Below are 19,316 nucleotides of genomic sequence, written 5' to 3'. Positions count from 1 at the left end.
CGGCGCTCAGGCGCCGCTGCGGCGGTTCTGCAGATGGCGGGAGGTGAACAGCAGCGCCAGGGAGACGCAGATGATCACCGTGGAGATGGCGTTGATCTCCGGGGTGATGCCCCGGCGGATCGACGAGAAGATGTAGATCGGCAGGGTGGTTTCCGAGCCGGCGACGAAGAAGGCGATGATGAAATCGTCGAAGCTGAAGGTGAAGGCCAGGAGGAAGCCGGCGAGGATGGCCGGGGCTATCTGCGGCAGGGTCACCCGGCGGAAGGTTTCCAGCGGCGGTGCGTAGAGGTCGGCCGAAGCCTCCAGCAGCGCCTGGTCCAGGGCGTCGACGCGGGTGCGGACTATCACCATCACCAGCGCCATGGTGAACAGCGAGTGCGCCGCGATCACGGTGAACAGGCCCATGCGCAGGCGCGGCAGGCTGGCGCCCAGCAGCAGGTCGAGCAGCGGGTTGACCACTTCGAACAGACTGATGAAGGCGATCAGCGTGGCGATGCCGATGACGATGCCGGGGATGATGATGGCGCAGTAGGTCAGGGCATCGAAGAACAGCCGCACCCGCCGGCCCGCCCGCTGCAGGCCGAATACCGCCAGTGTGCCGAACAGCGTGGCGATCACCGCCGAGCAGAAGGCGATCAGGGTGCTGGTGCCCAGCGCCTCCATGATGAACGGGTTGCCGAAGGCGCGGCCGAACCACTGCGTCGAGCAGCATTCGAAGGACAATCCGCTGCGCCCGGCGTTGAAGGAGAACAGCACGATCAGCGCAATGGGTGCATAGAGGAACAGGTAGAGCGAGGTGGAGTAACTGCGCAGCCACATCAGAGCATCCCCTCCGTGCCGCGCTTGCCGTAGCGCGCCACCAGTTTCAGGTAGAGGGCGATGATGAGCAGCATCATCGCCACCAGGGTCATCGCCACCGCGCTGCCGAAGGGCCAGTTGCGCGATTGCAGGAACAGGTCCACCAGCGCGTTGCCGACGAAAAACACCTTGCCGCCGCCGAGGATGGCGGGAATCAGGAACTCGCCCATGAGCAGGATGAACACCAGCATGGAGCCAGTGATGACGCCGGGAGCCGAGAGCGGCAAGGTCACCCGGCGGAAGGTCTCGAAGGCGCTGGCGCCGAGGTCGGAGGACGCCTCCAACAGGCGCTTGTCGAGCTTCTCCAGGCTGACGTAGATGGGGAACACCATCAGCGGCAGGTAGCCGTAGACGATGCCGATCAGCACCGCGCTCGGGCTGTTGATCAGGCGCACGTCGTCCAGTCCGACCATGGCCAGCAGCGCCGGGATGCCCTTGCCGCCGAGGATGAAGATCCAGGCGTAGGTGCGGATCAGGAAGCTGGTCCAGAACGGCACTATCACCAGGGTCAGCAGCAGGGAGCGGCTGCGCTGCACCTTCACCGCCAGGAAATAGGCCAGCGGGTAGGCCGCCACCAGGCACACCAGGGTGCCGAGCGGCGCGAGCAGCAAGGTGTTGTAGAAGGCCTTGGCCCGGGAGCCGAGGTTCAGGTAGTTCTCCAGGGTCAGGGCCGCGCTGTAGCCGCCCACCGGGCTGCGCTCGCCCAAGCTGAAGACCAGGATGATCACCAGCGGCAGCAGAAGCAGCAGCAGGAACCAGAGGGTGGACGGCAACAGCAGGAGCAGCGTGACGCGCCGGCCGAGGCTTCGACTTTCGACCGGCGCGACCTGGCCGGCATCGGCCAGCGCGGGGGCGCTGATGGCGATGTTCATGGACGATTCCTTAGTTCGCACGGATCGAAATTCCCCCTCCCCCTTCAGGGAGAGGGCCGGGGAGAGGGTTCCCCCCTCCCCGCGCCGATCAGGCCGCCTTGAAGCGCGCCATCAGTTCCGCCCTGGCCGGGCTGGTCAGGGTTGCCGCGGCGCCGAACTCCAGGGCACTGAGCAAGTCGGCGGCCGGATACATGATCGGGTCGTCGAGCATGGTCTTGGGCAGCAGCGCATCCACGCGCTTGTCGCCGCTGGGGTAGCCGTGGGCCTCCACCTCGAGCTTGTTCACCTGCGGGTCGAGCAGGAAGTTGATCAGCGCATACGCCGCATCAGGCCGTTCGGCGCTCTTCGGAATGGCGAAGAAGTCGCTCCAGATCTCGCCGCCTTCGCGGCCCAACACGTACTGCATCTGCGGCAGGTCGCGGTGCAGTTGCGAGGCGTCTCCGGTCCAGCACATGGACATCCAGGCATCGCCGTTGCGCATGGAGGGCTGGTAGTCGGAGTTGATGGCGAAGAGGTGCGGCTTGACCTCCAGCAGCAGCTTCTCGGCGTCGGCCATCTCCTTCGGGTCGATCGAGTTGAAGCTGTAGCCGTACGCCTTGAGGGCGTTGCCGATCACGGTCAGCTGGTAGTCGTGGACCATCACCCGGCCGGTGGCCTCGCCCTTGGCGAGTTCCCAGAACTCCTTCCAGGTGGTGGGCTTGGCCTTGAGCTTCTTGCTGTCGTAGACGAAGCCGGTGGTGCCCCAGTCCTTGGGCACGGCGTAAGTCTTGCCGTTGACTACGCCCTGCTCCATGAAGCGCTTTTCAAAGGAGGCCGGGTCGAAGTTGGGGATGCGCGCCAGATCCAGCGGCTCGATCAGGCCCAACTCGGCATAGGTGCTGATGGTGTAGTTGGTGGGCACGAAGACGTCCCAACCGCTGCCGCCGGCCTGGAGCTTGGCGAGCATCTCTTCGTTGGAGCCGAACACATTCATCTGCACCTGGGCGCCGGTCTGCTCGGCGAAGGCGGCGAAGTTCTCGGCATTGTGGTAGTTGGGCCAGGTGGCCAGCACCACGCGGTCGCCGATGGAGCCCTTCTCGGCGGCGAAGGCCCGATTGCCGGTCAGCAGGCCCGGCATGTTGGCGGCCATCACCGCCATGGCCAAGCCCAGGCCGGTGCGGCCGAGGAACTCGCGACGGCTGATGGAGCCGTTCTGCCAACTGCGCAGTTGCTTGATGAAGTCTTTCCGATCCATTGCTGCTACCCGCCTGTGTGTGGTTGCTGTTGTCCGTTCCGTACTACGTCACTACACCGTCATCGCGAGGCCGCTGGCCTGATCCCAGCCGATGCGCACCGGAGTGCCATGCTCGAAGGCCGCGCGCTCATGCTGGCCATGGCGCGGCACGCGCACGCAGACCACGCCGAAGGGCTCGGTGCGTACCCGGTACTCGGTGAGATTGCCGAGATAGATGCGATCCACCACCTGGCCGGGCAGGCTGATCTCGCGGGGCAGCGCCTCCTGCGCCGCGCCGATGGCGATCAGCTCCGGACGCACGGCGATGCAGCCCGGCTCGCACGCCTTGAGCGCCGGGCCGGTGGGCGTCTGCGGGCTGGCCAATTGCAGGCCGTGGGTGGTTTCCAGCGTCACCCGGCCGCCGTCGATGCGCCGCACGGTGCCGTCGAACAGGTTGGACTCGCCGATGAAGTCGGCCACGTAACGGCTCGCCGGAGTCTCGTAGAGCTGCTCGGGGCTGGCGCTCTGGAGGATCTGGCCGTCCTGCATGACGCTGATGCTGTCGCTCATGGACAGCGCCTCTTCCTGGTCATGGGTGACCAGCACGAAGGTGATGCCCACCTCGCGCTGCAAGCGCAGCAGCTCGGACTGCATTTCCTTGCGCAGCTTGCGGTCGAGCGCCGCCAGGGGTTCGTCCAGCAGCAGCACCGTGGGTTTGTTCACCAGGGCGCGGGCCAGTGCCACCCGCTGCTGCTGCCCGCCCGAAAGTTCATGGGGCTTGCGCTGGCCGAAGCCGGACAGACGCACCATCTCCAGCGCCTGGTCGGCCAGGCGGCGCTGCGCGGCGCGGTCCGGGCGTGGCTGGTGATAACGCAGGCCGTAGGCGATGTTCTCGGCCACCGAAAGGTGCGGGAACAGTGCATAACTCTGGAACACCATGTTCACCGGCCGCTGGTGCGCCGGCACCCCGGCCACCGATTGCCCGGCCAGCAGCACCTCGCCGGCACTGGGCTGCTCGAAGCCGGCGATCATCCGCAGGGTGGTGGTCTTGCCACAACCGGAGCTGCCGAGGAAGGAATGGAAGGAGCCGCGCCGCACCTTGAAGTTCAGGCCGTTGACCGCCGCCACCGCGCCATAGCGCTTGACCACATTGCGGAACTCGATATCGATGAACTCGCTTGCATCGCTCACGGCCGGCCCCTTGTTCCAGGTGTTCTTGGCATGTGGCAACAGGCTAGCTATAGCGGTTTTCGGCTGTATATATCCCTTGGGGGATAGGCGAACCTTCCACAGAAGCTGTGGAGCGAGGTGTGGATAAGTTATGGATGATGGGCTGCAGGCCATGCAGGGCGCGGGCTTGGCGTGTGTGGTTGTATATTGACCAGAAGAGATTTCGGATCGGCACCCAACTTGTGGGGGCGATTTCAATCGCTGAGCAGGCCGCAGGCCTGCCTTTTGGATCCCCAGGGGCAGCTGCGCTGCCCATAGCGAATGAATTCGCCCCCACAAAGAGCGATCGCCCGCGTTCGTCTACTCACAAAATCTGCGGGATCAACTGTGGATAACTCGTGGATGACTGGCTGTAGAGCCCTTTGGGCGAGGGTTGCAAGCAAGTGCCCGGTTTTTGAGCAGAGTTAGCTCGGCGACACAGCTGTAGGGGCGAATGAATTCGCCACTACAAGGGATTCGCCGCCCCTGCAACGTCCCACTGCCCACAAATTCTGTGCAAATCACTGTGGATAAGTCGTGGGCATCGCCACGGAAGGCCCATGGCGGCTAGCCTGCGTCAGGCTGTACGGTTATTGATCAGCCAGCCGCTAATCGCCTTTGGAAATAAGGCTAGACCGCCGTCCGCAAGGGTTCCGAGTCGTCGCGCTGACCGGCCAGGTCGCGGACGAAGAGGCCGAGCAGCTCGGACTGGCTGCCGATGCCGAGCTTGGCGTAGATGTTCTTGCGGTGGATCTTCACCGTGCCCGGGCTGATGGCCAGGTGCTCGGCCACCGAGGCGCTGGAGTGGCCGCGCAGGAGCATCTGCACGACTTCCAGCTCGCGGGCGGTCAGCACATGGGCGCCGAACTGGTCGAAGGCTTCGCGGATCTTGTAGTCCAGGTCCTGCACCGGGCGCGGCGCATGGGCGCGGCAGAGCTCCCAGGCTTCGTTCACCACTTGCTCCACCACCGGCTGGGCGCAATCCAGCAATTGCATTTCGTCGCGGCTGTACGCCGGGCTGCACGTACTGCGCATCAGCGAAAGCACCGCCTTGGCGCCATCGGCCAGGTCGACGAAGAAGGCGATCTCCTCGGTCAGGCCGGTCTGCTGGTAGTAGGTGACGTAGTACTCGCCCAGGTAGAAATGGTCCGGGGCGAACTGGCGCAGGCGCCAGAGGCCGGGGGCCTGGTTGCGGGTGCAGGCGAGGTAGAAGGGATCGAGCAGGTAGGGACCGATCTGGTAGTCCTCGACGTAGACGTGGCGCTTGTCTGGCGGAAAGGTGTCGAACAAGGCCAGTGGCCGGTGGTTGCCTTCGTAGACGAAGAGCACGAAATGGTCGACATGGCAGATCTGCTGCAGCCACTGGCTGAGCCCGAGCAATCGGGCCCGGCCTGCCGGTTGGGCAAGCAAGTGGGCGACACCGGAGGTCCAGTGCTTGAGTTCCTTGTGGCGCATGGGGGAGATGCCTGAGGTTGGGCTGCGCATCAATCACTATAGGCGTTCAGCATTTCGCACAGAAATGCAGGAAGTGAGCCAATATCCTGAAAGCCCTACCCGAGGCCTCTGGCACGCGGATGCCGCTCTCCCGCCCTGCCCCGTTCCGGCGCCTGCCGCCCCATCGGGCGTCACCCATCGCTACAGCGAGGGTGACGCCTGGGGCGTGACTCAGCCTTTCTTGGCCTTGCCGAAGCCCGGTGCCTTGCGCACCGCCTTGACCTTGGGCTTCTCGCTGTCGATCCAGCGACCGAGGGCCGCCGCCTTGCCGGCTCCGGCCTGGGGTTCCTTGGGCTTCTTGGGTTTTTTCGGCTTCTTCAGCACCTGGCCGCTGGCGTCGGTCTGCGGCACCCGGTGGTCGGGGATGAAACCCGGCTCCTCGCGGCGCTGCAGGGTCTGACGCGTCAGCACCTCGATGGCCGCCAGCAATTGCACCTCGTCGGCGCAAACCAGGGACACCGCCTCGCCCGTGGCGCCGGCACGGCCGGTGCGGCCGATCCGGTGAACATAGTCCTCGGCCACTATAGGCAGGTCGAAATTGACCACCAGGGGCAGGTCGTCGATGTCCAGGCCACGGGCCGCCACATCGGTGGCCACCAGCACCTGCACCTCGTTGTCCTTGAACCGCTGCAGCGCGCGCAGGCGCGACGGCTGCGGCTTGTCGCCATGGATGGAGTCGGCGCTGACGCCCCGAGCCTGGAGCTCATCGACCAGTTGGTCGACACCCTTGCGGGTCTTGGCGAAGACCAGCACCTGGCCCCAGCCGCGCTCCTCCAGCAGGTGCTGGAAAAGCTCGCTCTTGCGTTTCTTGTCCACAGGGATCAGCCACTGGCGCACACTCTTGGCCGCCGCGTTGCGCGGACTGACCTCGATGGACAGCGGGTCACGCAGCAGCTCGCGGGCCATCTGGCGAATGGCGTCGGAGAAGGTGGCGGAGAACAGCAGGGTCTGGCGCCGCTTCGGCAATGCGACGAAGAGCTCGTCCAGCTCGCGGGCGAAGCCCAGGTCGAGCATGCGGTCGGCCTCGTCCAGCACCAGCGCCTGCAGCTGGTTGAACTTCACCGCGTTCTGCCGATAGAGGTCGAGCAGCCGGCCGGGCGTGGCGACCAGGATGTCGATGCCCTTGCGCAGCTTCATCATCTGCGGGTTGATGCTGACGCCGCCGTAAACCGCGTAGTTGCGCAGCGGCAGGTGCTGGCCATAGACGCGGAAGCTTTCGTTGACCTGCTCGGCCAGCTCGCGGGTGGGCACCAGCACCAGGGCGCGTACCGAGTTGCTGGCCACCTGGGGGCCTTCCTGGGTCAGGCGCTGCAGCAGCGGCAGGGCGAAGCCGGCCGTCTTGCCGGTACCGGTCTGGGCCGCGGCCATCAGGTCACGGCCCTTGAGGACGGCGGGAATCGCCTCGGCCTGCACCGGCGATGGGGTCTGGTAGCCGAGCGCTTCGGTCGCGCGCAGCAGGGGTTCGATCAGGCCGAGGGAAGCGAAGGTCATGGGGGCAGCCGTAGTATGCGGAAAAGCCGCGATTCTAGCAGGCCGCCCCGGCCCTCCGGGATCAGTTGGTCTGCTCTTGCAACCCTTCGGCCTTGCGCACCTGCTCTTCCTTGCGCTCGCGCCACTGCGGCAGGCCGATCAGCACCACGGCGCCGATGATCACCAGCATGGCCAGGCCTTCTTCCATGCCGATCTGCTCGCCGGCGAAGCCGATGCCCAGCAGCACCGCCACCACCGGGTTGACATAGGCGTAGCTGGTGGCCGCGGCGGGTCGCACGTTCTTCAGCAGGTAGAGATAGGAGCTGAAGGCGATGATCGAGCCAAAGACGATCAGATAGGCCAGCGCAGCCCAGCCGGCGGAGGTCGGCGCGGCGACCAGGCGTTCGCCACTGAGCAGGCTGCCGGCCAACAGGGCAAAGCCGCCAGCGAGCATTTCCACGGCGCTGGCCATGGGGCCAGCGGGCAGCTTGAGGTTCTTGCTCCACATCGAGCCGAAGGACCAGGCCGCCGCGGCGAAGATGATCAGCACGGCCCCCAGCGGACTGGCCTGGAGGTTGGAGCCCAGGTTGAGCAGGCCGATGCCGACCAGGCCGAGGAGGATGCCGGCCCATTCCAGGCGGGTGGTGCGCTGCCCCCAGATCAGCCCGAACAGCAGGGCGAACAGCGGCACAGTGGCCACGGCCAGGGCCGCGACGCCCGAGGCCACGCCCAGGTCCTCGGCCAGGGTCACGCCGCCATTGCCGCAGCTGAGTAGGAGGAAACCGATGGCAGCGGCGGACTTCCATTCCTGCCAGCTCGGGTTGGGCGCCCCGCGCCAGCGCAGGAAGCCGTACATCAGGGCACCGGCGACCACGAAGCGGATGCCGGCCATCAACAGCGGCGGCCAGGACTCGACGCCGATGCGGATCGCGAGGTAGGTGGAGCCCCAGATCAGGTAGAGGGCGATGAAGGCACCTATCAGCAGTAGGGGAACACGGCGCGCTGGCATGATCGGAACTCGACACAGGGAGGATTGAGGTGTCTATTCTAAGTAAGGCGATGAGCGCTGAATAAGGACGAAAGCCTTATTCATTGCTTTATAAACCTTGGAAAGCACTGTTTTCTTGATCCTCTGCCGTTGATTCGACAGAGGCTGATTTCGGAGGTCCTGTGGACAAGTACGACCGCCTGCTGCTTGCGGCGCTTATCGAGAATGGCCGCGCGTCCTTCGCCGACCTGGCACGCCGGGTCAACCTCTCGCCGCCGGCGGTGGCCGACCGGGTGGCCAAGCTGGAGGCCGCCGGGATCATCACCGGCTACCACGCCAATGTGGACCTGGCGAAGGTGGGGCTGCCCATCGAATGCGTGATCGAACTGCGCATCACCGATCGCGACTACAAGCGGACCCAGGAAGCACTGGAGAATATTCCGCAGCTCAACCTCTGCCACCGTGTCACCGGCGATGCCTGCCTGCTGATCAAGGCCGCCGTGGCCTCGATGCCGGAACTGCAGGACCTGATCGACCAGATCGGCAAGTATGGCGCGACCAAGACTTCGCTGATCCTCTCCACGCCCTTCGAGCAAAGGATTCCCGGGGTGCTGCAGGAGCGCGGAGCGAAGGTGGAGACGCTGCGGACGGTGAAGGGCTGAAGCTCACGCCGAAGCTAACGCAGGTTGGTGCTGAGCCTGCGAAGCCCAACGTCCAGAACCTCTGCGCCCGAAAATGTTGGGCCTCGCTCCGCTCGGCGCCAACCTACGGTAACGCCCTGCCTCACCCTGCCCGATGCCGCCTCAGCGCTTCGGGAATCTTCGCCGCCGGCACCTTCTGCAGGCTGCAGAACAGCTGGTGCGAGACCGCATTTATCCCGTGCTTGTCGCGCAGGCGCCCGGCCAGGTGCAGGGTGAGATTGGCCGCCATCTCGGCATCGGCCAGGGCGCGGTGGGCCTTGCCGGTGTTGGGCAACTGTGCCCAGGCGTTGAGGGTGCCGAGCTTGTGGTTGGGCGCCTCGGGCAGCAGACGCCGCGCCAGCAGCAGGGAACAGGCGAAGGCCTGGCGGCGGGTGCGGCCGATGCGCGCCAGTTCGAAGTCCCAGAACTTCTGGTCGAAGGAGGCGTTGTGCGCCAGCAGCGGAAGGTCGCCGATGAAGTCGGCCACCTCGTTCATCACCTGCGCCACGGGTGGCGCCTCCCGCAGCATGGCAGTGCTGATGCCGGTGAGGTTCTGGATGAAGGGGGGTACCGGGATGCCGGCATTCATCAGGCTCTGGTAGCGGTCGACTATGCGACCGCCGTCGAGGATGACCACGCCTATCTCGGTAGCGCGGCAGTCGTTGCCCGGCGTGATGCCGGTCGTTTCGAAGTCGATTACAGCGATGGGGTCCACGGGTGATTCCAGGTCGGGATGGGGCTCAGTTGCGCAGCAGCAGGTTGCCTTCGATGGGCTGGTAGCGGTCGGCGGCACGGATCAGGGATTGCGCGGTCAGGCCGGGCACGCCATAGACCAGGGTCTCGACGCCATGGGCCTGGGCCACCCGCTCCAGCAGAAGGTCGAAATCGCCGTCGCCCGAGGCCAGTACCACCTGGTCCACCCGGGGCGCGGCATCGAGCACGTCGATGGTGATGCCGACGTCCCAGTCGCCCTTGGCCGAGCCATCGCTGCGCTGGATGAAAGGCTTGAGCTTCACCCGGAAGCCGAGGTTGCGCAGGATCTGCTGGAACTGCTGTTGCTTGGGGTCGCCACGGTCGATGGCATAGGCGTTGGCTTCGACTATCTCGCCTTCGGCGCTGACGCTCTGCCAGAAGACGCTGTAGTCGAAGTGACAGCCATAGGCGTGGCGCACCGTGTAATAGAGGTTCTGCACGTCGGCGAACACTGCGATTTTCTTCAACGCGATACCTCGGCAGCTGGCTGGCGGCGGCTCGATAGGGGTAGATTGCGGCCAGTATGCCAGCCTCAGGGAGTGGAAAGTGGATATGACCGCGCAGAACTCGCCAGGTGCCCTGCTGATCATCGATCAGCAACAAGGCATCCGACGCCTGGACCGGCCCCGCAACAACCCTGACGCCGAAACCCGAATCGCCGCACTGCTGGCACACTGGCGCCGGGCCGGCTGGCCGCTGGTGCATATCCGCCACATTTCCCGCGAGGCGGATTCGGTATTCGCCCCCGGCCAGCCCGGCGCGCTGTTCCAGCCGGAGCTGGCGCCACGAGAGCGCGAGCAGGTGCTGGAGAAGAATGTCCCCGATGCCTTCGCCAACAGCGGCCTGGAGCGCTGGCTGCGGGTGCGCGGCATCGAGGCGGTGGTGGTAGTGGGCGTGGCCAGCGAGAACTCGGTGGAGGCCACGGCGCGTAGCGCCGGCAACCTGGGCTTCGCCACGACCGTGGTGACGGACGCCTGCTACACCTTCGCCAAGCCCGACTTCGCCGGTCGCCCGCGCAGCGCCGAGGAAGTGCACGACATGGCCATGGCCAACCTGCATGGCGAGTATGCCGAGGTGGTTCGGGCCGAGGCGCTGCTGGCGAGCGGACCGACGCCCTTACAGTAGGCGTCTATAGTTGCAGCTAACCCCGCGGATCCTGAGAACGGGGAATACGCCGCGACCCACCGCATGGGTCTGTCGCAGGGAGCAAGGCGCCCGCCATGGCAGGCGGCGTCGTCAGGCAGTCACTCCAGCGCAGGCCGTGCCCCAGGCGATAGTCCGATGCGCGCCCATGGATGCTGGCTGCTCGCCCTGCTGCTGCTCTCCTCCCCTGGCCATGCCGAAGCTCGCCTGGTATTCAGTGCCTTCCCCGACCAGGGCCTGCCACTGTTCCAGATCTGCCAGCGCATCCTGGTGGAAGCTTACGGCCAGCTGGGCATCAGCATCGAAACCCGCGCCGCGCCGGCTGCCCGTGCGCTGCAGTACGCCGAACGCGGCCTGAATGACGGCGAACTGTGCCGCACCAACCTGATCTCCGAGCAGCGCAGCGACCTGCTGCTGATCCGCACCCCGCTGTTCGATTCCTATGCGGTGGCCTTCGCCAACCGCCCGCTGCGACTGCGTGGCTGGTCCAGCCTCAAGCCCTACCTGGTGGGTTTCGAGCGTGGCAAGGCGGCCCTGGAACTGCGCCTGAAGGGGGTCCGCCTGTCGCCATCCAACGGCGTGGAGAACGGCATGCGCAAGCTGGCCGGCGGCCGCGTCGACGTGCATGTGGAGGATTACTACTCGGGCATGTGCTTCCTGCGCCAGAACGGCATGCGCGGCATCCAGCCGCTGCACCCGGTGCTGGAGCGGTTCTCCATGCATCACTACCTCAATCCCCGCCATCGCGAGCTGGCGCCGCGCCTGGAGGAAGTCCTGCAGCACATGGCGAAGAGCGGCCGCCTGCAGCAAATCGAACACCAGGTGCTGGCGGAAGCCGGACTGGATGACCTCAGCCCTCCCTGAGCCCTTATCATGACGCTCCCTGACCACGTCCCCCGGCCCGCGATAGCGCACCCTGGAGGCGGCCACCGTCGACCTCGCCCGGCTGCTGCCGGTGCTGCCCAACCGGGTGCTGCGCCATGTTCCGCCTGAGGTTGCCTTTGGTGGCAGCCGTGGCTTGGGCTAAAGTGCGCAAGACCTTCTGCCGCAAGATGTGAATGCCCACTGATGAACCCGTTCGAGCTGCTGCGCGACTCCTGGTACTTCTTCTCCCGCAACGTCGGCGAGATCGTCCTGCTCTGTCTGCCGGCGATCTTCATCGAAGCCATCTCCCAGCAGGGCCTGATCGCCTGGCTCGGCCCGGACAAGTCCCAGGGCGCCTCGATAGTGCTCAGCATGCTGTTCTATCCGGTCTACATCGGCGCGCTGATCATCTTCGTCGACAGCCGCAGCCACCGCATCCGCCTGAAGCCCAGGCAGGTCATGGAGATGGCACTGTTCCGCTGGCCATCCTTCGCCGTGCTGGCGGCCATCAGCACCCTGCTGATCATGGTCGGCGTCTGGATGCTGATCCTTCCCGGCGTCTACGTGATGATCAAGCTGGCCTTCGCCGAATACCTGCTGGTGCTGGAGGGCAAGTCACCGCTGGACGCCATCAAGGAAAGCTTCGAGCTCACCAAGGGGCATTTCTTCACCATCCTGTCCTGCGTGCTGCTGGTGATGGGACCGATCTGGCTGGTGGACTGGTTCGCCTACGGCGCGCTGGGGGATAGCCCGGACCCGGTGGGCACCGTGCTGCTGGAGAGCTTCAACAGCTTCTTCCAGCTGTTCGTCAGCGTCACCCTGTACCGGATGTTCACCCTGGTGACCGAGAGGGCGACGGAGCAGTGAACCGCGTCCAGCAGGCTGTTGAAAAACGTAGCGAACGCCTGCCAGGCTGACGTCAACGACGCATGGCCGAGCGCAGCAGTTTTTCAATCGCCTGCTAGGCTTGCTGGTCCATTCAAGGAGGATTCCAGCATGTCCGAGAACCCCAGCATCCTCTCCCACATCTCCCTGGGCACCAACGACTTCGCGCGCGCCGTCGCCTTCTACGACAAGGTGCTGCCCACCTTGGGCTGCAAGCGAATCATGGAACACCCCGGCGCCGTGGCCTACGGCCGCGAATACCCGGAATTCTGGGTCCAGACGCCCATCGACGGCCGCCCGGCCAGTGTCGGCAACGGCACCCATTTCGGCTTCTTCGCCCCCAGCAAGGACGCCGTGCTGGCGTTCTTCGAGGCGGCGCTGGACGCCGGCGCCCAGGGCGACGGCGCCCCCGGCCCACGCCCGGAGTATGGCGACCCCTACTACGGTTGCTTCGTACGCGACCTGGACGGACACAAGATCGAGGCGGCCTTCTGGGACATGTCCCTGGACCCTGGCTACGAGCTCTACGTCGAGCCCCACGCTCACTGAGCGCCGGGGCGATAGCGCCGCGCGGCATCCAGGACCCAGCCTTCATCGATCATCTGCCCCATGGCCTCGGCTATGGCCCGTCGCTGGGCCTGCAGGGGTCGCTGCCGCGAGAAGCCGAGGAATAGCTCGGTGCGCGCCGGCGGCCGGTAGGCCAGCTTGACGATGCGCCCGGCCAGATGCGGGTCGCGCAGCAGTTCGTAGTCCACCTGGCAGTCGGTGCCTATCACCAGCTGCAGCCGCTTATGGCGCAGCATGTCCAGCAACTGCCCCTCGCTGGCGACTCCGACCTTGTGCAATGCGGTATCGGAATCGAAGGGTTCGAAATAGGCCGAACCCCGGACGAATCCGATGTCGTACTGGCTCAACTGGGGATAACCGGTGACGCCCTGGGCCAGCTCCGGCCGGCTGTAGAAGCGCGGCGCGCAGGTGAAATAGGGGCGTTCCAGATAGTCGATATAGCGGTCGCGCTCGGGCGTCCGGGCGAGGCCCGTCATCATGTCCGCCGAACCCCGCTCGAGGGCTGCCAGCCCCCGCGACCAGGGCACGCGCTGCACCTCGAAGCGCAACCCGGTGCGGCGCCCGAGTTCATTCAGCAGGTCCAGGTCCAGGCCGCGCAGCTCACCCTCCGGGCCGGCGATGCGAAAGGGTGGCCAGAAGTCGGTCATCACCCGCAGCGGCGCCGGCTCCTCCGCCCCGACGAGACCGGGCAGCAGCAACAGGACCGGCAGGCAGCGGCGGCGATTCGGCCTGACAAGCAAGGACAGCAATGACCAGAGGACTGCGCCCAGCGGCATGCCGGCTCCCGGATCAATCGTTCAGTTGGTTGTGGGTACCATCGCAGCAAGGAGGCGAATGGCTATGTTTGCAACCACAGAAATACAAGGTTTCGCTGACTTCTGCATGAAATTTGAGCGGGACCAGGCCTGTCCCCTTGTGCGAACCGTCGCAGAACGGCTGTTGCTGACTGCGTCCGCAGCGACACCAGAAGTAGTCCTGGCCGGCTTCCACCTCGACTTCGTAGGGGCCCTTCTGGGCGATCAGCGGCTCACTGGTCACGGCACTCCTCCCGGGCGTGCTTGGGTTGGGCCGCGGCGGCCTCTCGGGTATGCTCGCCCTCTTCCAGCATAGTTCCCAGCCCTTGCCGATGTCCCGAGTCCTGCGTTTAGCCCTGCTCAGCCTGTCGGTCTTCGCCGTTGCCCTGGTCGCCCTGATCTATGCGCTGACCTGGCATCCTGCGGAACGCGAAGCGGCTCCCCTCGCCTGCCTGGCGGAGGCGCCGCAACTGCAGCCCGGCCAGGCGCTCAAGGTGATGACCTGGAACCTGCAGTACCTGGCCGGCAAGCGCTACGTCTTCTACTACGACCTGCCCGACGGCAAAGGCCCGGATGAACGCCCCACCCCCGAGGACCTGGCCTACAGCCTGGACGAAGCGGTGCGGGTGATTCGCGAGGAACAGCCGGACATCGTCAACCTGCAGGAACTGCACGAAGGCACCCGGGCCACTGACTACCAGGACCAACTGGCCCTGCTCCAGGAGCGCCTGGCCGACCTCTATCCCTGCGCCAGCCAGGCCTTCTATTGGAAGGCTTCCTTCGTGCCCCATCCGCGAATCCTCGGCAGTGTCGGCATGAAGCTGGCCACCCTCAGCCGCTTCCGCATCGAGAGTGCCGAACGCCTGCAACTGCCCCTGGCGGACAACGACCCCGTCAGCCGCCAGTTCGACAAGAAGCGCGCCCTGCTGGTGAGCTACCTGCCGATCCGCGGCGGCGGCCGCCTGGCGGCGATCAACACTCACCTGGATGCCCTGGCCGACGACCAGGAAACCCTGAAACGTCAGGTGGCCATGACCCGTGGCCTGCTCGACCAGCTGCAATCCGAAGGACTGCCCTGGGTGCTGGGCGGCGACTTCAGCCAGCTCCCCCCCGGCCAGTACGACCGCCTGGCGCCGGCCCAGCGCAGCCGCTACGCCCCCGAGAGCGAGCTGAAGGCACTCTGGAACCGGTACCCGATGACTCCCAGCGTCGAGGAAACCAGCGGCGCGCAACAGGCGCAGTGGTTCACCCACTTCCCCAACGACCCGCGGGTGAAGGGTCCGGACCGCACCCTGGACTACCTCTTCCACAGCCCCAGCCTGACCCGCATCGAAGCGAGGGTGCGGCAGAGCGATACCCTGCGCATCTCCGATCACCTGCCATTGTCTGCTCGATTCTTCCTGCCGCCGGCGCATTGAAGCGCGGAAAGCGGCGCGCCTCCTTGTAGGGGCAAATTCATTCGCCAAGCAGGCCGAAGGTCTGCCCTGGCGGGCCGCTGGAGGGCCGCTACGCAGCCCTTGGCGATTGAAATCGCCCCTACTTTCTCGGCTTGGCCCTTGCCGTCGGCTCGGCCACCAGCGGGTCGTCCGGCCAGTAGTGCTTGGGATAGCGACCCTTGAGGTCCTTCTTCACTTCCACATAGGTGTTGCGCCAGAAGCTGGCCAGGTCCTGGGTGACTTGCACCGGGCGCTGGGCCGGGGACAGCAGATGCAGCTTGACGCCCTGACGGCCGCCGGCGATGCGCGGGGTATCGGCGAGGCCGAACAGCTCCTGCAGGCGTACCGCCAGAACCGGCATGTCCTCGCTGTAGTCCAGGCGGATGCGCGAGCCGGATGGCACTTCCAGGGTGCGTGGGGCGAGTTCATCGAGGCGTTGCGGCAACGGCCAGGGCAGCAGGCCCTGAAGGATGCCGGCAAGGTCGAGGTTGGCGAAGTGACTAAGGCGGCTGACCTTGCCCAACCAGGGTTGCAGCCAGTCTTCCAGTCCGGCCAGCAGGGCGGCATCGGACAGCTCCGGCCACTGGGACTCCCCCTTGTCGGCCAGATCGAGGCGTCGCAGCAGCGCCACCCGCGCCTGCCACTGGCGCAGCTCCGGGGTCCAGGGCAGCAATTCCAGCCCCTTGCGCCGGACGAGGCCGAGCAGCGCCCGCGAACGCGCCTCCTCGTCCAGTCCGGCCAGGGCCTCGCGGGCCAGCACCAGCTCACCGACCCGCAGCTGGCGCTCGGCGCGCAGCACACCTTCGCGCTCGTCCCAATCCAGCAGATCCTGGCGACTCACCTGTTCGGCGAGGGGGCCGTCGAACAACGCGGGGTCCAGGTCTGACGCCAGGTAGATGCGTTCTTCGCGCTGGCCCTGGCGACTACCGAGGTCGGCGATCACCAGCCAGGACTCTTTCATCAGGGCATCCGGCTCGCCGAAGGTCGCCGCGCGACCATTGGCCAGGCGGTAATCGGCACCGCCGGACCGGCGCTGCTGGGCGATGCGATCCGGGTAGGCGAAGGCCAGCAGGCAGCCGAGCCAGCGCGGGTGATCCGGGTCGGCCACCGGCTCGCTGGCCGGGCCACGCAGGTAGGAACGGAACTGCCGCGCGAGCTGGCGGGCGCGCTGCACGCCGCCACGGGCGCCGCGCGCGGCCTTGTCTCCGCCGGCCAGCAAGACCAGGCGGCTGTGCAGGTCGGCGCCGCCGCCGCGCAGGATGTCGCGCTCGCCCAACAGGGCGGCTAGGTCGCAGGCCAGGGCGCCAAGGCCCAGGGCCTGGCCGCGCAACAGCAGGTGGGCGATGCGCGGGTGGGCCGGCAATTCGGCCATGGCCTGGCCATGGCGGGTCAGGCTGCCGTCCTCGGCCAGGGCGCCGAGACGTTGCAGCAGGTCGCGGCCCTGGGCGTAAGCCGCGGCCGGCGGCGGGTCGAGCCAGGCCAGTTCGTTGGGATCGCCAACGCCCCAGCGCGCCAGCTGCAGGGCCAGGCCAGCGAGGTCGGCCTGGAGGATTTCCGCGCTGCCGTGGGCGGCCAATTGTTCGTGCTGCGCTTCCGACCAGAGCCGGTAGCAGGCACCCGGCTGCAGCCGCCCGGCACGGCCGGCGCGCTGGGTGGCGGAAGCGCGGGAGATGCGTTGGGTATCCAGCCGGGTCATACCGCTGGCCGGGTCGAAGCGCGGCACCCGCTCCAGGCCGGCATCCACCACGACGCGCACGCCGTCGATGGTCAGGCTGGTCTCGGCGATGTTGGTGGCCAGCACCAGCTTGCGCTTGCCCGTCGGCGCCGGCTCGATGGCCGCGCGCTGGGCGGCCAGGTCCAGTTCGCCATGCAACGGGCAGAGCAGGATGTCGCCACGCCCGTCCAGGCGCTTGGCCAGTTGCTCGGCGACGCGGCGGATCTCCGCCTGGCCGGGCAGGAACACCAGCAGGCTGCCGGGCTCGTCGGCCAGCGCCTGGAGTACCGTCTGCACCACCTTGGGCTCCAGCGCCTCGCCGGGCGCGGCCGGCCGGCCCCAGCGCTGCTCCACCGGATACATGCGGCCTTCGCTGCGCACCACCGGCGCGTCATCCAGCAGGCGCGACAGACGCTCGCCCTCCAGGGTGGCGGACATCAGCAGGACCTTCAGCGGCGGCTCGTCACGCAACAGCGCGCGGCCGTTGAGGCAGAGGGCCAGGGCCAGGTCGGCGTCGAGGCTGCGCTCGTGGAATTCGTCGAATATCACCAGGCCGACTCCTTCCAGCGCGGGGTCCTCCTGCAGGCGGCGGGCGAGGATGCCTTCGGTGACCACCTCGATGCGCGTGCGTGGGCCAACCTTCGACTCCAGGCGGATGCGGTAACCGACCCTTTCGCCGACCTGTTCGCCCAGTTCGCTGGCCAGGCGCTCGGCGGCGGCGCGGGCGGCCAGGCGACGCGGCTCCAGCATGAGGATGCTCTGCCCGGCCAGCCAGGGCTCGTCGAGCAGGGCGAGGGGCACGCGGGTGGTCTTGCCGGCGCCGGGCGGTGCCTCCAGCACGGCCTCGTCGCGGGTTTGCAGGGCGGCCCGCAGGTCGGGCAGGGCGGCGTCTATGGGTAGGGGATTCATGGGCACTCCAGGCAGGCGCAAAAGTATACCGACGAACCGCCAGTTCCTTGCCGGGGTCTTAGCAATGCCAGCAGTTTTGCGATAACTGACTTGCTATAGTTGCGTCATTTTGATCAGGAGACGCTTATGCGCATGACTTCCCGTTTGATTGGCGGCCTGGTTGCCGCCACGCTGCTCACCCAGCTCACCGCCTGCGGCACCCTGTTCTTCCCCGATCGCCGCGGCCAGATCGAAGGCAAGATCGACCCGGTGGTCGCCGCCCTCGATGCCATCGGCATCCTCTTCTATGTCATCCCGGGCCTGATCGCCTTCGGTGTCGATTTCGCCACCGGCGCCATCTACCTGCCCGAGGGCCAGAATGCCCAGGTTTCCCCCGAGAAGCTGAAAGAGGCCATCGGCGCCGACGGCCAGGTGGACAAGGCGCACCTGAAGGCAATCATCGAGCGCGAAACCGGCCACAGCCTGCCGCTGGACGACCCGCGTCTGCTGCAACGCAGCGGCAACCTCCAGCAACTGGCCGCCTACGGCCTGCACCCGGCGGCCTGAGATGCGCGATCAGGCCCGGCAGCACGCGCAGCTGCTGCGCCTGGCGACCCGCGCGTCCCTGACCGTCGCCATCATCCTGGTCCTGGCCAAGGCCGTGGCCTGGAGCATGAGCGGCTCGGTCAGCCTGTTGGCCGGCCTGACCGACTCGCTGCTGGATAGCGCCGCTTCCTTCCTCAACCTGCTGGCCGTGCGCTATGCCCTCAAGCCAGCGGACGAGGATCACCGCTACGGCCACGGCAAGGCGGAAGCCCTGGCGGGCCTGGCCCAGGCGCTGTTCATTGGCGTCAGCGCCGTGCTGGTGGCGACCCAGGCCTTCGAACGCCTGCGTAACCCGCAGCCATTGACGGCCGAAGCCCTGGGCATCGCGGTGATGCTGCTGTCGCTGCTGCTCACCGCCGGCCTGCTGATGCTTCAGCGCCGCGTGATCCGTGCCACCGGCTCCACCGCCATCCGCGCCGATGCCCTGCACTACCGCTCCGACCTGCTGCTCAACAGCGGTATCCTGCTGGCCCTCATCCTCGCCAGCCTCGGCTGGGAGCAGGCCGATGGCCTGTTCGGCTTGGGGATCGCCGGCTACATCCTCTGGAGCGCGCTCAGCATCGCGCGCGAGTCGGTATCGGTGCTGATGGATGAGGAGCTGTCACTGGACATCACCGCCGACATGCACCGCCTGGCATGCAGCGTGCCCGGCGTGCTCGGCGCCCACGACCTGCGTACGCGGATCTCCGGCAGCCACTGGTACGTGCAGCTGCACCTGGAATTGCCCGGCGAGTTGCCACTGTCGCGCGCCCACGCGCTCTGCGAACAGGCAGCCAACGCCATCACCGCGCACTACCCACGTGCGGAAGTGCTGGTCCATGCCGATCCCAGCGACGTGGTGAAACACGACTAGAGCAAAAGCTCTACAAATCCTAGACTGCC

Annotated in this window: 20 protein-coding genes; 8 read left to right on the top strand and 12 right to left on the bottom strand. The window is 66.6% G+C overall.

Going from position 1 to position 19,316, the window contains the following annotated elements; genetic code table 11:
• Positions 1-6 precede the first annotated feature (6 nt).
• The 7 genes from E8F12_RS06790 to yedA all read right to left on the bottom strand — a co-directional run bounded on the left by E8F12_RS06790 (position 7) and on the right by yedA (position 8,125).
• Complete coding sequence (locus tag E8F12_RS06790; RefSeq protein WP_280324511.1) at positions 7-819, bottom strand: ABC transporter permease; 813 nt, start codon at positions 817-819, stop codon at positions 7-9.
• The gene (locus E8F12_RS06785; RefSeq protein WP_280324510.1) at positions 819-1,730 is read right to left on the bottom strand and encodes an ABC transporter permease; all 912 of its coding nucleotides are present in this window, start codon (positions 1,728-1,730) and stop codon (positions 819-821) included. Before E8F12_RS06785 ends, E8F12_RS06790 begins: the two co-directional genes overlap by 1 nt.
• Before the next feature lie 88 nt (positions 1,731-1,818).
• Positions 1,819-2,964, bottom strand: a complete 1,146-nt coding sequence (locus tag E8F12_RS06780; RefSeq protein WP_280324509.1) for a spermidine/putrescine ABC transporter substrate-binding protein — start codon at positions 2,962-2,964, stop codon at positions 1,819-1,821.
• Positions 2,965-3,015: 51 nt separating this feature from the next.
• Positions 3,016-4,134 (bottom strand): ABC transporter ATP-binding protein, encoded by a 1,119-nt coding sequence (locus E8F12_RS06775; protein WP_280324508.1) that lies wholly within the window; start codon positions 4,132-4,134, stop codon positions 3,016-3,018.
• A 648-nt stretch (positions 4,135-4,782) separates the two neighbouring features.
• Positions 4,783-5,607 carry a helix-turn-helix transcriptional regulator gene (locus E8F12_RS06770; protein WP_280324507.1) on the bottom strand — a complete coding sequence of 275 codons (825 nt, stop codon included), beginning with the start codon at positions 5,605-5,607 and terminating at the stop codon, positions 4,783-4,785.
• A gap of 210 nt (positions 5,608-5,817) precedes the next feature.
• Positions 5,818-7,137, bottom strand: coding sequence for a DEAD/DEAH box helicase (locus tag E8F12_RS06765; RefSeq protein WP_280324506.1), 1,320 nt, complete (start codon positions 7,135-7,137; stop codon positions 5,818-5,820).
• 61 nt (positions 7,138-7,198) lie between these two features.
• The gene (gene yedA, locus E8F12_RS06760; RefSeq protein ID WP_280324505.1) at positions 7,199-8,125 is read right to left on the bottom strand and encodes a drug/metabolite exporter YedA; all 927 of its coding nucleotides are present in this window, start codon (positions 8,123-8,125) and stop codon (positions 7,199-7,201) included.
• Positions 8,126-8,286: 161 nt separating this feature from the next.
• Here yedA and E8F12_RS06755 point away from each other — a divergent pair, with 161 nt between their 5' ends.
• Positions 8,287-8,766: an Lrp/AsnC family transcriptional regulator gene (locus E8F12_RS06755; protein ID WP_280324504.1), complete on the top strand. Its 480-nt coding sequence runs from the start codon at positions 8,287-8,289 to the stop codon at positions 8,764-8,766.
• A 121-nt stretch (positions 8,767-8,887) separates the two neighbouring features.
• Here E8F12_RS06755 and E8F12_RS06750 read toward each other — a convergent pair whose 3' ends face one another.
• On the bottom strand, positions 8,888-9,499 hold the full coding sequence (locus E8F12_RS06750) for a 3'-5' exonuclease (protein ID WP_280324503.1): 612 nt from the start codon (positions 9,497-9,499) through the stop codon (positions 8,888-8,890).
• Between the two features lie 25 nt (positions 9,500-9,524).
• Positions 9,525-10,004 carry an NYN domain-containing protein gene (locus tag E8F12_RS06745; RefSeq protein WP_280324502.1) on the bottom strand — a complete coding sequence of 160 codons (480 nt, stop codon included), beginning with the start codon at positions 10,002-10,004 and terminating at the stop codon, positions 9,525-9,527.
• Positions 10,005-10,089: 85 nt separating this feature from the next.
• Here E8F12_RS06745 and E8F12_RS06740 point away from each other — a divergent pair, with 85 nt between their 5' ends.
• From E8F12_RS06740 to E8F12_RS06725, 4 genes are all read left to right on the top strand, one after another.
• Positions 10,090-10,662, top strand: a complete 573-nt coding sequence (locus E8F12_RS06740) for a cysteine hydrolase family protein (RefSeq protein WP_280324501.1) — start codon at positions 10,090-10,092, stop codon at positions 10,660-10,662.
• Positions 10,663-10,818: 156 nt separating this feature from the next.
• Positions 10,819-11,544, top strand: coding sequence for a transporter substrate-binding domain-containing protein (locus E8F12_RS06735; protein WP_280324500.1), 726 nt, complete (start codon positions 10,819-10,821; stop codon positions 11,542-11,544).
• 204 nt (positions 11,545-11,748) lie between these two features.
• A complete protein-coding gene (locus E8F12_RS06730) occupies positions 11,749-12,411 on the top strand; it encodes a YciC family protein (protein WP_280324499.1) in 663 nt (220 codons plus the stop codon).
• Positions 12,412-12,540: 129 nt separating this feature from the next.
• On the top strand, positions 12,541-12,978 hold the full coding sequence (locus E8F12_RS06725) for a VOC family protein (RefSeq protein WP_280324498.1): 438 nt from the start codon (positions 12,541-12,543) through the stop codon (positions 12,976-12,978).
• On the opposite strand, the gene E8F12_RS06720 is transcribed toward E8F12_RS06725, so the two are convergent.
• A complete protein-coding gene (locus E8F12_RS06720; protein ID WP_280324497.1) occupies positions 12,972-13,772 on the bottom strand; it encodes a transporter substrate-binding domain-containing protein in 801 nt (266 codons plus the stop codon). The two genes, E8F12_RS06725 and E8F12_RS06720, sit on opposite strands and share 7 nt — an antisense overlap.
• A 13-nt stretch (positions 13,773-13,785) precedes the next feature.
• Positions 13,786-14,034, bottom strand: a complete 249-nt coding sequence (locus tag E8F12_RS06715) for a CDGSH iron-sulfur domain-containing protein (RefSeq protein ID WP_280289842.1) — start codon at positions 14,032-14,034, stop codon at positions 13,786-13,788.
• 49 nt (positions 14,035-14,083) lie between these two features.
• On the opposite strand from E8F12_RS06715, the gene E8F12_RS06710 reads away from it, so the two are divergent.
• On the top strand, positions 14,084-15,208 hold the full coding sequence (locus tag E8F12_RS06710) for an endonuclease/exonuclease/phosphatase family protein (protein WP_280324496.1): 1,125 nt from the start codon (positions 14,084-14,086) through the stop codon (positions 15,206-15,208).
• A 118-nt stretch (positions 15,209-15,326) separates the two neighbouring features.
• Here E8F12_RS06710 and hrpB read toward each other — a convergent pair whose 3' ends face one another.
• The gene (gene hrpB, locus E8F12_RS06705) at positions 15,327-17,849 is read right to left on the bottom strand and encodes an ATP-dependent helicase HrpB (RefSeq protein ID WP_280324495.1); all 2,523 of its coding nucleotides are present in this window, start codon (positions 17,847-17,849) and stop codon (positions 15,327-15,329) included.
• 126 nt (positions 17,850-17,975) lie between these two features.
• Here hrpB and E8F12_RS06700 point away from each other — a divergent pair, with 126 nt between their 5' ends.
• Both E8F12_RS06700 and E8F12_RS06695 read left to right on the top strand, forming a co-directional pair.
• A complete protein-coding gene (locus E8F12_RS06700; protein ID WP_280288177.1) occupies positions 17,976-18,395 on the top strand; it encodes a polyribonucleotide nucleotidyltransferase in 420 nt (139 codons plus the stop codon).
• A 1-nt stretch (position 18,396) separates the two neighbouring features.
• The gene (locus E8F12_RS06695; RefSeq protein ID WP_280324494.1) at positions 18,397-19,287 is read left to right on the top strand and encodes a cation diffusion facilitator family transporter; all 891 of its coding nucleotides are present in this window, start codon (positions 18,397-18,399) and stop codon (positions 19,285-19,287) included.
• The last annotated feature ends 29 nt before the right edge of the window (positions 19,288-19,316 follow it).

The organism is Pseudomonas sp. BN102 (assembly GCF_029871245.1).
GTDB lineage: Bacteria > Pseudomonadota > Gammaproteobacteria > Pseudomonadales > Pseudomonadaceae > Metapseudomonas.
The sequence above is the reverse complement of the archived record's forward strand: the minus strand, read 5'-3'. Positions and strand labels throughout refer to the sequence as shown.